The 13384-nt window shown below is 70.6% G+C and carries 13 protein-coding genes; 11 read left to right on the top strand and 2 right to left on the bottom strand.

The window, feature by feature from the left end:
• Positions 1-6 precede the first annotated feature (6 nt).
• Positions 7-1782 (bottom strand): DUF3369 domain-containing protein, encoded by a 1776-nt coding sequence (locus BY998_RS19735; protein ID WP_110353414.1) that lies wholly within the window; start codon positions 1780-1782, stop codon positions 7-9.
• Positions 1783-2136: 354 nt separating this feature from the next.
• Between BY998_RS19735 and BY998_RS19730 the strand changes: the two genes are divergently transcribed.
• The 9 genes from BY998_RS19730 to BY998_RS19690 all read left to right on the top strand — a co-directional run bounded on the left by BY998_RS19730 (position 2137) and on the right by BY998_RS19690 (position 10813).
• Positions 2137-2865: a response regulator gene (locus tag BY998_RS19730; protein WP_110353449.1), complete on the top strand. Its 729-nt coding sequence runs from the start codon at positions 2137-2139 to the stop codon at positions 2863-2865.
• Between the two features lie 224 nt (positions 2866-3089).
• On the top strand, positions 3090-3347 hold the full coding sequence (locus BY998_RS19725) for a hypothetical protein (RefSeq protein WP_245421663.1): 258 nt from the start codon (positions 3090-3092) through the stop codon (positions 3345-3347).
• Between the two features lie 11 nt (positions 3348-3358).
• Positions 3359-3568 (top strand): hypothetical protein, encoded by a 210-nt coding sequence (locus BY998_RS19720; RefSeq protein WP_110353412.1) that lies wholly within the window; start codon positions 3359-3361, stop codon positions 3566-3568.
• 129 nt (positions 3569-3697) lie between these two features.
• On the top strand, positions 3698-6001 hold the full coding sequence (locus tag BY998_RS19715) for a HAMP domain-containing sensor histidine kinase (protein WP_110353411.1): 2304 nt from the start codon (positions 3698-3700) through the stop codon (positions 5999-6001).
• The gene (locus BY998_RS19710) at positions 5998-7617 is read left to right on the top strand and encodes an ABC transporter substrate-binding protein (RefSeq protein ID WP_110353410.1); all 1620 of its coding nucleotides are present in this window, start codon (positions 5998-6000) and stop codon (positions 7615-7617) included. The genes BY998_RS19715 and BY998_RS19710 overlap by 4 nt, the downstream gene beginning before the upstream one ends.
• Before the next feature lie 294 nt (positions 7618-7911).
• Entirely contained in the window at positions 7912-8811 is a 900-nt protein-coding gene (locus tag BY998_RS19705; RefSeq protein ID WP_110353409.1) for a helix-turn-helix transcriptional regulator, read from the top strand.
• Positions 8812-9071: 260 nt separating this feature from the next.
• A complete protein-coding gene (gene cysE, locus BY998_RS19700; RefSeq protein WP_110353408.1) occupies positions 9072-9932 on the top strand; it encodes a serine O-acetyltransferase in 861 nt (286 codons plus the stop codon).
• Between the two features lie 204 nt (positions 9933-10136).
• Positions 10137-10352 (top strand): DUF3126 family protein, encoded by a 216-nt coding sequence (locus tag BY998_RS19695; protein WP_017485459.1) that lies wholly within the window; start codon positions 10137-10139, stop codon positions 10350-10352.
• 131 nt (positions 10353-10483) lie between these two features.
• Entirely contained in the window at positions 10484-10813 is a 330-nt protein-coding gene (locus BY998_RS19690) for a hypothetical protein (RefSeq protein WP_110353407.1), read from the top strand.
• 4 nt (positions 10814-10817) lie between these two features.
• Here the strand turns inward: BY998_RS19690 and BY998_RS19685 are convergent, their stop codons facing one another.
• Positions 10818-11456, bottom strand: a complete 639-nt coding sequence (locus BY998_RS19685; protein WP_110353448.1) for a helix-turn-helix transcriptional regulator — start codon at positions 11454-11456, stop codon at positions 10818-10820.
• Between the two features lie 235 nt (positions 11457-11691).
• Here BY998_RS19685 and BY998_RS19680 point away from each other — a divergent pair, with 235 nt between their 5' ends.
• Complete coding sequence (locus BY998_RS19680) at positions 11692-12042, top strand: DUF952 domain-containing protein (protein ID WP_110353406.1); 351 nt, start codon at positions 11692-11694, stop codon at positions 12040-12042.
• Positions 12039-13115, top strand: a complete 1077-nt coding sequence (locus BY998_RS19675; RefSeq protein WP_110353405.1) for a quinone-dependent dihydroorotate dehydrogenase — start codon at positions 12039-12041, stop codon at positions 13113-13115. The genes BY998_RS19680 and BY998_RS19675 overlap by 4 nt, the downstream gene beginning before the upstream one ends.
• Positions 13116-13384 lie beyond the last annotated feature (269 nt).

Raw genomic sequence — 13384 nt, 5'->3', positions numbered from 1 at the left:
ATCCGCCTACCACACCCCGACGACCTCCTTCGGAAAGCGCAGCGAGAAGACGGCGCCCTGGCCCGGCCCCTCCGAGACCGCCTCGGCCCGGCCGCCATGCAGTTCGGCGATGCGCTTGACGATGGAGAGGCCGAGGCCCGTCGAGCCCTCGCCGCCGGTGGGCTTGGCCGAGAGGCGCTGGTAGCGGCCGAACAGGCGGCCCGCATCCTCGGGTGAGAGGCCGGGGCCATGGTCGGCCACCGCGCAGACGTAGTCGTCCCCCTCCACGCGCACGCCGATCGTGATCCGTCCGCCGGGATAGGAATATTTGATGGCGTTCGAGACGAGGTTGTCGAGGGCCTCGCGCAGGCGTTCGGCGTCGCCGCAGAGGTGGAGCGGCGCGGGCAGATCCGTGACGAGACTTTGCCCTTTCGAATCCGCGAGCGGCCGGTTGGCCTCGCAGACTTCCCGAGCGAGACCGGCGAGATCGACGGGCTCGCGCCGCAGGGTGATGTCCAGGGCATCGTTCATCGCGTCGGCCATGAGGCTGTCGATCATGCCGATCAGGCGCCGGGCCGAGGTGCGGATGTGCTCGACCTGGCCCACCATCGCCGTGCGCGCCTCCTCCGGCCCGGAGGTCGGGCCGGAGCGCAGATCGATGAGGTCGGCGAGCATCTCGGAGCGTCCGAGGATCACCGCGAGCGGGTTCTTCAGGTCGTGGGCGATGGTGCCCAGGATCTCGGTTTTGAGGCTGTTGGCCCGGCGCAGGTCGGAGCGCTGCATGTCGAGGCGACGGTTGGCGCGGATCAGCTCGGCGGTGCGCTCGACGACGCGCTGTTCCAGGGTGACGTTGGCGCGCTGCAGCCGCTCGTAGAGGATGACGTTGTCGAAGGCGACCGAGAGGCGGCCGGTCAGCAGGGTGATCAGCGCGCGGTCCGTGTCGGAGAGCGGGCGGTCGGTGTCGATGAGCGCGACGATCTCGCTGCCGCTCGCCGTCTGCACGTAGAGAGTGGAGAAATGGTCGCCGAAGCTGTGGCAGCGCGCGGCGAAGGCCTGCTCCACCAGGGGCTGGATATCGGGGTCGAGCGGCCAGCCGGGCTCGCGGCCGACATAGCCGCCGTAGAGTCCCGCCCCCGCCAGTACGCAGTAGCCGGGCTCGGCGGTTTCGAGAACCTCGCCCTCGCGCAGCACCAGGATGCCGGCGCAATCGACGTTGAGGAGCGAGGCGACCTGGGTGAGTACGCCCTGCGCGAGGCGCTGCATCGACTTGTGATCGAGCAGCATCGGTGCGGCGTCGATGATGATCTCCAGGCCCCGCCGGGTCTCGTCGAGCCGGCGCAGCTGCTGATAGGCCCTCAGCGCCGCGGTCAGGCTGGTGAAGAGCTTGTCGGCGGTGAGTTCCGTCTTCGCCTTGTAGTCGTTGATGTCGTAATCGACGATGACCCGGCGCTCCGGCGCCTGCCCCGGCTGCCCGGTGCGCAGGATGATCCGGACGGTCTCCTCCTTCAGCTCGCGGCGGATGTAATCGACGAGGCGCAGGCCCGCATCGTCCGTCTCCATCACCACGTCGAGCAGCACGATGGCCACGTCCCGCCGCTCGGCCAGCAGCGCGCGCGCCTCCTGCGCCGAGTAGGCGGAAAGAATCTCCAGCCCCCGCCCGTCGAGGACGTAGCCGGCCAGCGCGTAGCGGGTGCCCTCGTGGACGGCCGGGTCGTCGTCGACCACCGCGATGGTCCAGTTGCCGGAGCGGGCCGGCTGGCCGGGCTCCTCGTCGGGGATGAGTTCGAGCCGGTCGTCATCCATCGCCGCAAAGGTCTCCCAAGATCCTGCGCCTTCCTTCCCTGCAAGCCGCCGGTGAGGGTGCCGCTCCGGAAGGGATGCGAAGCGGATTAGCGGAGATGGATAAAGAAATCTTTCTGAAAGGCGCCGCGTCTTTACACCGTGTCCGAGAAATCGAACGGATTCGGATTCAGCACCCGCACGTCCGGAAAGCAACCACCGGGCGCAGGAGAGCCGTTGATCGCGTGTCCGTCAGCGTCGCCAAGTGGGAAAGGATCGGGCATGGTCGCGATGAAAGAGTTCGGACGACGCTTCGATTCGGGAGAAGCTTGGAGTGAGCAGGCGCGCGGTGTCATCGGTCCTGGAAAGATCCGCGCGATGACTGGATCGGGTCCCCACATTGCCGTCGTGGACGACGAGGCGGATGCCCGCGCCATGGTCGGCGATTACCTGCGCCTGCACGGCTTCGACGTGACGCTGTGCGAGAGCGGACGGGCGCTGCGGACGCATCTGGAGGCGCGCACGCCCGACCTGATCGTGCTCGATCTCAACATGCCGGAAGAGGACGGCCTCTCCATCGTGCGGGACCTCAAGGCCCGGAGCCGCATCCCGATCATCATGCTGACCGCCACCGCGAGCCCGATCGACCGGGTGGTGGGGCTCGAACTCGGCGCGGACGACTACCTGCCAAAGCCCTGCGAGTTGCGCGAACTCGTGGCCCGCGTGCGCTCGGTGCTGCGCCGGGTGCAGGTCGAGCCGGCGGTCCCACCGGCCGCAAAACCCGAGACGCCCTCGCGAAAGGTCCGGTTCGGCACGAAGTGGCTCGAACTCGACGCCCTGCGCCTGCGCGACGATGCGGGCGTGGAGCAGCCGCTGACCCGCTCGGAATTCGACCTCCTCAAGGCCTTCGCCGACCATCCGAAGCGGGCGCTGTCGCGGGAGCGGCTGCTCGACCTCGCCGATGCCCGCGACCCGGACGCGTTCGACCGGGCGATCGACGTGCGCATCAACCGGATCCGCAAGAAGGTGGAGCCCGATCCGGCCCATCCCCGCTACATCCGCACCGTACGCGGGCTCGGTTACATCTTCCGGCCCGACGGGGATTGAGACCGCGCGAAACGCTCGCGGCGCCGTCGATGCGAGGGCGTCCGCGACCGGGCGTTTCTCGAGAGAGACCGGGCCGGAGCGAGCGATTGTTTCGTCCTCCGCGCGGGCCACGCAACAAACTCCCCTTCATCCCCTGATCCTGTCACCGGCGACGCAAAACGCCGGATACGACCCGCCTCTACAAGCCGTCTCAACGAAGGCGGCGGAAGCCGGAGGGGGAAGTCATGCAGGGATTGGTGTCGATGTTCGCCGCGAGCGCGGTGCTGTCCGCGGGCCTCGTCGCCGGTCTGGCCGCGGCCGATGCCTCCTCCGGTCCCACCCCCGCGGCCGTGGCCTGGAACGATCCGCCGGCGCGGGCGACGAAGCCCGCTCCGAGCGCGACGAACCCGGCCGCCTGCGCCCCGTCCCCGTGGCCCACCCGGCTCGCCGGCTGCGCCGCCGACGGCCGGCGCGTGCGGGTGATCGCACTCACGCAGCCCTGAGGGAGGCCGCCATGCCGCATTTCTCCAAGGACCTGCTGGATTCCCGGCCGGACGCGCTCGACGCGCTGCGCGAGGTGCTGCACGGGCGCCAGAAGGGCGGACGCACGGGCCAGCCCCGCCCGGCCACGCCGCCCAGCGCGGAGGAGCGCTTCGGCGTCGCGGCGGGGGGCCGCGCGGCGCCGGTGCGCAAGCGGCGCCCGTCCGCCCTGGCGCGGACCTGACGCGTCCCGCCCGGCAAGGATGCCGAAGCCGCGCGAGTCGCGCGCAAAAGCCTTGTCCCGCGGCGCTTTTCCGGCAACGATCCCGCCTTATCGAAGGATGCTCCCGAGGGAGCCCGCTGCGGGGCGAGGATGCGGGTCGGGCGGAAGATTGCCCTGGTCGGCGGAGTCCCGATCCTCGTCGCTGCGGCCATCGCCGCGGCGGGCTGGTTCCTGCTCGCTCAAGGGGAGCGCGCCCGGTCCGGCGCCCTGCTCGCCGCACGGGTCTATCACGACCTCACCCTGGCGCGGATGGTGCGCGACGACTACGCCGCCCGCCCGGACGCCCGAGCGGCCTACGAGCGGCAGTTCTCCGACCTGACCGACCGGGCCGGACGGGGCCTCGACACCCTGCGCAGTCAGGCCCGCACCCGGGGTCAGGCCGAGCGGGCCGCCTCCGCCCGGGCCTCGCTCGACCGCTCCGTGGCACGGATGCGGGATTTCGTGGCCGTCACCCGCGAGAACGACGCGCTCATCGCCGAGATGGGGCGGCGCGCCACCCGGTTGACCGACCTCGCCGAGCAGGCGCGCCAGCGACAGCAGGCCTCCAATGTCGACCTCGCCTGGACCCAGAATGGGAAGGTGAACCGGCTGCGCGCGACCCGCGACGTGGTCATGGGTCTCAATGCGCTCCTGATGGCGGCGGGCCGCCTCGAGCGGGCGCAGGCACGGGCCGCGGACACCGCCGCCGAGGCCGTGCGCGCCGAGCGGACCCGCCTCGTCCATGCCGGCGGCGATCTCGCGGCCGCCCTTCGCACCACCTCCCGCGAGGCGGAGGCCGCCGAGATCGAGACGGAGATCGCGGCCCTGGCCGACGCCCCGCAGACGGATGCGGCGGCCCTCGAGCGGCTGACGGAATGGGGCGAGCGCCTTCTCAAGATCGTGTCGTCCGAGCAGCGCACCCTGGACGACGAGGTCGCCCAGCTTCTCGCCTACTCCATCGAGGCGGGCGCGACGGAGCAGGCCGCGCAGAACATCGGCATCACCACGCTCAAGCTCGGCCAGCGCACCGCCGATGCCCTGATGCGCCGCGACGTCGACGCGGTCTCGTCCCTGATCGGCGAGGGCGAACGCCTCGCGGCGAGCGCCCGCGCCCTGCCGATCTCGCCGCTGATCCAGGCCGACATGGTCGAGGCCATCGACGGGTGGCGCGAGCGGCTCGCCACCACCATCGGCGGGCTCAAGCGCCAGAACGCGATGATCGCCGAGATGGACGGCCTGGCCGCGAGCACGAGCGAGGCCGCCCGCGCCCTCAACGACGACGCGGTCGAGGATGCGGACCGGTTCGGCGCCTTCCTGGGACAGCTCCTCCTCGCGGGGGCGGCCGTCGGCCTGCTGCTGGGCGCCTTGGCGGCGCTGGCGGTGGCGCGCTCGATCCTGGTGCCGCTGCGCCAGCTCCAGGGCGACATGATCGCGCTCGCCGCCGACCCGAAGGCGGCGGGGCTCTCCGGCACGCAGCGCACCGACGAACTCGGCGACATCGCCCGGGCTACGAACTTCTTCGTCACCGAGATCGGCCGGCGCGAGCGGGCGCTGCGGCGGGCGAAGGATCAGGCCGACACGGCCCTGCAGGACCTGCACCGGGCGCAGGACGACCTGATCCGGGCGGAAAAACTCGCCTCGCTGGGGCAGCTCGTTGCCGGCGTCGCCCACGAGATCAACACGCCGCTCGGCATCGCGCTCACCACGGCGACGCTGGTGCGCGACGAGACCCGGATGTTCCAGTCGGTGGTCGCGGCCGGCACCCTGTCGCGCTCGCGCCTGACCCACTTCATCGACCGGGTGGGCGAGGGCACGAACCTGCTCTGCGCCAACCTGACCCGGGCCGCCGACCTCGTCCACGGCTTCAAGCAGGTGGCCGTGGACCGGGCCAGCGACGAGCGCCGCAGCTTCGACCTCGGTGTCTGGCTCGACGAACTGCTTGCGAGCCTCCAGCCGATGCTGCGCAAGGGCGGCCACCGGATCCGGCGGGACTGCCCGCCCGACATCGTCGTGGACACCTATCCCGGCGTGCTCGCCCAGGTCGTCACGAATCTCATCACCAATGCGGTGGTGCACGGCTTCTCCGGGGCCGAGCGGCCCGGCACCATCACCGTGCGGGTCTCCCCCCTCGACGCTCTCGTCCGGCTCGAAGTCGTCGATGACGGCGGCGGCATCGCGGGCGAGAATCTCGGCCGGATCTTCGATCCGTTCTTCACCACGGCCCGCTCGCGCGGCAGCACCGGCCTCGGGATGCACATCGTCCACAATCTGGTGACGGCCAAGCTGCAGGGGCGCATCACCGTCGAGAGCGAGCCGGGCCGCGGAACGCTGGTGCGGCTGGATTTTGCGCGCGAGCCCGGAGGGACGGAGCGGCCTGCCGCGTCCCGTCCCACCGCCGGAGCGCAGGCGCGATGAAGCGGTTCCTTCACGCGCGCGCCGCGCTGTTCGCCGCCCTTTCCGTCCTCTTGGCCGGAACGCTGCCGGGACAGGCGCGCACCCTGGTCTACTGTTCGGAGGGCAATCCCGAATCCCTCGATCCGGGCCGCGTCACGACGACCACGGCGATGAACGTGACGTGGCAGATGTTCAACAATCTCGTCGAGTTCGTCCCCGGCACCACGGATCTGCGGCCGGCGCTCGCCGAGTCCTGGCAGATTTCGGATGGCGGCCGGACCTACGACTTCACCCTGCGCGCGGATGTGCGCTTCCACGCCAATGCCCGGTTCGTGCCGAGCCGGCCGCTCAATGCCGACGACGTGCTGTTCAGCTTCCGCCGCCAGTGGCAGCCCGACCATCCCTATCACCGGCTCGGCGGCACCTTCGCCTATTTCCGCGACCTCGGCCTTCCCGGGCTGATCGAGGGCATCGAGCGGCTGGACGAGCGCCGGGTCCGATTCCGGCTGAAGGAGCCGGACGCGACCTTCCTGCCGAATCTCGCCCAGGCCTTCGGCGGTATCCTGTCGGCGGAATATGCCGAGCAACTCGCGGCCCGGGGGGCGCAAGAGGAGCTCGCCCGCGCGCCCGTGGGAACGGGCCCGTTCCGCTTCGTCGATTACCGTCCCGACCTCGCCGTGCAGTACCGCCGCTTCCCCGAATACTGGCGCGAAACGGCCGCCGCGGGGAGCGGGTCGGTCGAAGGCCTCGTCTTCTCGATCACGCCGAACGCAGCCGTGCGCCTTACCAAGCTGAAGGCGGGCGAGTGCCACCTGATGGCCTTTCCCGGCACGGCCGATCTCGAGGCGGTGCGCACCGACCCGAACCTCGCCCTGCTCTCGGCCGAGGAGCTGAACGTGGCCTACCTCGCGCTCAACACCACCCGGCCGCCGATGACGGACCTACGGGTGCGCCGCGCCGTCAGCCTCGCCATCGACCGGCGGGCCATCGTCGAGTCCGTCTACGGCCCGGCCGGCACGATCGCGCGCAATCCGTTGCCGCCGGGAAGCTGGGCCTTCCATGGCGGGCTGCCCCAGCCCGGCTTCGATGGCGAAGCGGCCCGGCGCCTCATGGCCGAGGCGGGCTTTCCCGACGGGTTCGAGACCGACCTGTGGTTCCTGCCGGTCAGCCGGCCCTACAACCCCGACGGCCGCCGGGTGGCGGACATGATCCGCGCGGATCTTGCCCGAATCGGTATCCGCGTACGGCTGACGACCCGCGGCTGGAACGAGTACCGGGCGGCGCTCTACGGCGGCGAGCCCACGATGATGCTCTACGGCTGGACCAGCGACAACGGCGACCCCGACAACTTCATGAACGTGCTGCTCGGCTGCCGGCCGGCGGCCCCGGGCGGGGCCAACCTCGCCCGCTGGTGCGATCCCCGCTACGACGCGGCCGTGCAGGAGGCGCGCCGCACCGACGACCGGGACACACGCACCCGGCTCTACCGCGAGGCGCAGACGCTGTTCCACGAGGCCTCGCCCTGGGTGCCCCTGGCCCACACCGTGGTCCACATGGCGGCGCGGCGCGGCGTCGCCGGCTTCCGGATGGACCCGCTCGGGCGCCATCTCTTCGAGGGAGTGACGTTGAAGGAGTAATGTTTCGCATTGCAGCGCAGCGTCATACGCTGCGGTGCAGTATGTCATATATTATCCATTGACGCGTTCGCATGGATGCCACGCTCAGGCGATGGGTTGCATGCCGGCCCGTCAGTCGCCAGATGTGCCCCTTCCATCGCGCCGGCATGCCTTGCGTGAGCCATAGCCTGTGCGTTGCAGTCGGCGGCTCGGTCCGGTGGGCGGGATCGTGACGGTCGCGCGGCTTCGGCCTGGGCGCAGGCATTCACGTGGATCGAGGCGGGCGTCGGAAGGGGACGAGAAGTGAGTGAGGCCATGACCGACGCGGCCGATCAAGAGGCGGACTTCCTGAACGAGTTGGGCCGGCGGGTTCGCCATGCCCGAACCGTTCGCGGTCTCTCGCGCAAGCTGCTCTCCCAGGCCTCCGGCCTGTCCGAGCGCTACATCGCCCAGCTCGAGAGCGGCCAGGGCAACGTCTCGATCATCCTCCTGCGGCGTGTCGCCAACGCGATGGGCATGCGCCTCGACGACCTCGTGTCCAGTCAGGAGACCTCGTCGGACTGGCGGGTGATCCGCGACCTGCTCGATCAGGCGACGCCCGACCAGATCGTGCTAGCGAAGGCGGCCCTGGCGGGATCGGCCGGCGCGGAGGCACGGGCGATCCGGCGGCGCGTGGCCCTGGTCGGCCTGCGCGGAGCCGGCAAGTCGACCCTCGGGCGGATGGCCGCGGCCCATCTCGGCTGGCGCTTCGTCGAGCTGAACACCGAGATCGAGCGCGAGAACGGCCTTTCGGTGCGGGAGATCTTCGCGATCTACGGCCAGGAGGGCTACCGGCGCCTGGAGCAGAAGGCCCTGCGCGGGCTCGCCGAGCATCCCGGGCCCATGGTGCTCGCCACCGGCGGCAGCATCGTCGCCGAGCCCCTGACCTACGATCTGCTGCTCTCGTCCTTCTACACGATCTGGCTTCAGGCCCGGCCCGAGGAGCATCTGCAGCGGGTGCGCGAGCAGGGTCATGTCGAGGGCAAGGGCGATCCGTCCTGGGTGCTGGACGACCTGCGCGCCGTGCTGATCAGCCGCGAGCCGCTCTACGCCCGCGCCTCGGCGGTGGTGGACACCTCCGGCGTGCCCGTCGAGACCATGGCCGCGCGCCTGATCGACGTGATCGAGAACCGCTTCAGCGGCAACGACAACGGCGGCACGCGCCCGGCCGCGTAAGGCCGACGCGGCCGGCCCACGACCTCTTGATGCAGGGCGGACGCAGCCCAAGCTGTAAGGCTTGACGCGGCGCGGGCGGAGACGAAACTCTTCGCCCAGACCGTTTTCACGACGTCCGTCATGCCCCCATGCGCCGTCCGGCGATGGATCCGGTCTCGTTCCGGTCCGCTCGCGGGGGTGCACCGTGATTGGTCCGCGACGCCCCGGCGTCGCGGCGTCAGGCCGGAGGGACAGCCGGCCCATCCGTCGAGGAGGAATGCATGTCCGCCAGTCCTGCGCTCAGCCCGGCCTCCGGGCGCGAGGCGATCGCCGGCGTCGTCGATCCGCTCTGGACGCGCGTGCGCAACGAGGCGGAAGCGGTGGTACGCGACGAGCCGCAACTCGCCTCCTTCTTCGTCGCCACCATCCTCAACCATCCGACCCTGGAGGCGGCGGTCGCCCACCGGGTCGCGACCCGGCTGGGTCACCCCTCCCTGTCGACGGAACTCGTCGCCCACGGCTTCCACGAGGCGCTTCAGGACGACGCCTCCATCGGCCAGAGCATGCGTGCCGACATCCTCGCGGTGATGGACCGCGACCCCGCGACGACCCGGGCGCTGGAGCCGCTGCTCTACTTCAAGGGCTTCCACGCGATCCAAGCCCACCGGCTCGCCCACTGGTACTGGGGCCAGGGCCGGCGCGACCTCGCGCTCTATCTCCAGAGCCGGTCCTCGGAGGTGTTCCAGACCGATATCCATCCCGCAGCCCGGATCGGGCGCGGCGTGTTCTTCGATCACGCCACCGGCGTCGTGGTGGGCTCGACCGCGGTGATCGAGGATGACGTCTCCATCCTGCACGCGGTGACCCTCGGCGGCACGGGCAAGCACGGCGGCGACCGCCATCCGAAGATCCGCCGCGGCGTGATGATCGGCGCGGGCGCCAAGATCCTCGGCAACATCGAGGTCGGGGCCTGCGCCCGGGTCGCGGCGGGTTCCGTGGTGCTGCGGCCGGTGCCGCCCCACACCACCGTCGTCGGCGTGCCGGCCCGCGTCGTCGGCGCCGCCGGCTGCGCCGAGCCCGCCCGCTCGATGGACCAGCTCGTGGCGATGAGCGAGTTCGTCGACATCGCCGGGGGAATCTGAGGCGGTCCCGAGGACCGCTTTCCCCGCACGGATCCGGCGCCTCGGCCCGGAAATGGTCAGGAAATGGGATGGGCGTGAGGGGACGGGCCGCTTGCCTGCCCTGCCCCGACGTGGCAAGCCGCCCGGCACCATCCGAAGCCCCACCTACGCTGCTGCCGGAACCGCTTGTCCCGGCACGCGGCGCCTCGCAAAAAGGTTGACGGCGTGACCAAGACTGAAGTCGCCAAGCTGCAGGATTACCTGCGCCGCAAGTTCGCCAACGCCAACATCCGCGTCGTGGCGATGAAGACGGGTGATTCCGCCGAGGTCTTCATCGGTGACGAGTCGATCGGCGTGCTCGCCGACGACAAGGAGGACGGCGACGATTCCTTCACCTTCCGCATGGCGATCCTCGACATCGACCTCGAAGAAGACGCCTAAGTCCCGCGCACGCCGCCCCGGCCCCGCATGCCTGTGGGCGGCGTTAGCGTTAACGAAACGTCTTTCTTAACAAGCCGTAAACGATCGGTCAGACTGCGCGTCATATCCTGAAAAGGAGTGCCGAGCGCGTCATGACCGTGAGCCCGTCTTCCCTCGAATCGATCCAGGCGCTCATTATCGGTCTCGCGCTGTCGGGGCTGCTGGCGAGCGCCTTCGAATACGCCACCAACCGGCGCGCGAGCTTCCGGCTCCTGGAGGCCGGCGGCGTCTCGGCCATCGCCGCCCTGCCGGTGCTGGCCTTCGGCGCGCCTTTCATCATCCTGCGCAACACCCTGCGGGGGCGGCGCCTGGAGCGGCGGCCGATCCCCTTCGTGATGATCGCCACGATGATCGCCTGCGGCTGGAGCCTGCTCTCGGGCCACGTCGCCCTCGACATGGCCCACCTGCTGACGGGCCTCTGAGGCGCTACTGGCGCACCCACATCACCCGGGCCATCCAAGCGACCTCGGCCAGCGGCACCGTGCGGTCCTCGTGCTCCGGGTTGAGCGAGGCAAGCTCGACCGTACGTGCGGTGCGGCGGCGCAATTCCTTGGCCAGCACCTCGCCGCTGTTGAGCCGGGCGACGATGCGGTCGCCCTTGCGGATGCTGGCGGCCGGCGCGACGATCAGCACGTCGCCGTCGCGGTAGAGCGGCATCATCGAATCGCCCTGCACCTCCAGGGCGAAGGCGCGCTCCTCGCCGAGATCGGGAAACTCGATCTCCTCCCAGCCCGGGCCGCCGGTGGGCATGCCCTCGTCGGTGAAGAAGCGTCCCGATCCGGCCTGGGTCAGGCCGATCAGCGGCACCGTCGCCGCCGCGCGCGCCGGCCCCTCGCGCGAATCGACCAGGCGCAGGAAGTCGTCGAGGCTGGCTCCCGTCGCGGCGAGGACCTTCGAGATCGACTCCGTGGAGGGCCAGCGCTTGCGCCCGTCGGGCCCGACGCGCTTCGAGCGGTTGAAGCTCGTGGCATCGAGGCCCGCGCGGCGGGCCAGCCCCGAGGCGGAGTAGCCGTAACGTTCGGCCAATCGGTCGATGGCAGTCCAGATCTGCTCGTGCGACAGCATGGCGGCCTCGGCCCGGCGCGTCTGCCGTTGAGACATACGGCCTAGTGATAGGAAACTAGAACCCGCTCGACTCGAACGCAAACGGAAGCGTCCCGGGCGGGCAATGTCGCATCCGGGCGCTCCCGGGTGAAGGCATCGCCCGGCAAATTTCCTGCCGCACGCGAATGGTTGCTGCGCAGGCGACCGCGCCCTATCGCTCGCGCAGCTGCCCCGGAGAGACTGCAAGGGAGACCGAATGGCCCTCGTCTACAAGATCTGCCCGCGAAGCCTCTGGCAGGAGGCGGAACGCCTCGGCCGCTTCACCGGCGCCCCGGTCGACCGCGCCGACGGCTTCATCCATTTCTCGACCGCCGAACAGGCGGCCGAGACCGCCGCGCGCCACTTCGCCGGGCAGGACGACCTGCTGCTCGTCGCGGTGGAGGTGGAGGCCCTCGGGGACGCCCTGCGCTTCGAGCCCTCGCGGGGCGGAGCGCTGTTCCCCCATCTCTACGGCGATCTGCCCTTGCGCGCCGTGCGCTCGGTGAGCGACCTGCCGCTCGGGGCGGATGGGCGCCACGTCTTCCCGGAAGGGATACCCCAGGCATGATCGAAGCCCTCTTCCCCCTCGCCCGGCCGCTGTTGCACGGGCTCGATGCCGAGACGGCGCACGATCTGACGATCCGCGGCCTCTCCCTGTTGCCGCCGCGCCGGCCCGAGGCCGACGATCCGGCGCTGGCCGTCGAGGCGTTCGGGCATCGTTTCCCCAACCCGGTCGGCCTCGCCGCCGGCTTCGACAAGGGGGCACGGGTCGCGGACGCGCTCCTCGGCCTCGGCTTCGGCTTCGTGGAAGTCGGGGGCGTGGTGCCGCAGCCGCAGCCCGGCAATCCGCGCCCGCGGGTGTTCCGGCTGACGCGCGACCGGGCGGTCATCAACCGCTTCGGCCTCAACAGCGAGGGGCTCGACGCCGTGGGCGACCGCCTGAGGGCGCGCGCGGGCCGCGAGGGCATCGTCGGCGTCAACATCGGCGCCAACAAGGAATCGCAGGACCGGCTTGCCGATTACGTCGCCTGCACGGCGCGGCTCGCGCCGCACGTGGCCTTCATCACCGTCAACGTCTCCTCGCCCAACACGCCGGGCCTGCGCGACCTCCAGGGGGAGGCCTTTCTCGACGACCTCCTGGCCCGCGTCGTCGCCGCCCGCGACGAGAGCGGGTCACGCGCCGCGGTGCTGCTCAAGATCGCCCCCGACATCGCGCTGGAGGGACTCGACGCCATGACCGCCACGGCTCTGCGCCGCGGCATCCAGGGCCTCGTGGTCTCGAATACCACCGTCGCCCGTCCCGCGACGCTGGCCGAAGCCACTCTCGCCCGCGAGACCGGGGGCCTGTCCGGCCGGCCGTTGTTCGGCCCCTCGACGCGGCTGCTGGCCGAGACCTTCCTGCGGGTCGGCGACCGCATTCCCTTGGTCGGCGTCGGCGGCATCGACTCGGCGGAGGCGGCCTGGACGAAGATCCGAGCCGGCGCGCGCCTCGTCCAGCTCTACTCCGCCCTCGTCTACGAAGGACCGGGCCTCGTCGGCACGATCAAGCGCGGCCTGCTTCAACGGCTGAAGGTGGAGGGATCGACCGGTCTCGCCGCCATCGTCGGACGGGACGCGGCGGCGATCGCGCGGGGTGCCTGAACCGAAACGGCACTCTGCGTCCAGCGCCGGAAATTTGATGCAATGCACCAAAATTCCGGCTGCTTGGCCCCCATGAATAGTGCTGCCAAGGCTTGAGCCATTCCAGAAACGGGACCCTTCTGGAATTAAGCCGAGCTGTCCTGCGTATTGCGAATGCCTCCCCCGCCTTCGACCGCGCATCAACTCGCAGCCGCGAGATGATATTTACGGGAGACAAAATCCGACACTGCTCACCCGCCACGGGGGCGACGCGGTGGGCGCGGATCGTC

Source organism: Methylobacterium sp. B4, assembly GCF_003201865.1.
GTDB lineage: Bacteria > Pseudomonadota > Alphaproteobacteria > Rhizobiales > Beijerinckiaceae > Methylobacterium.
This window is presented reverse-complemented; position numbering and strand designations above follow the sequence as displayed.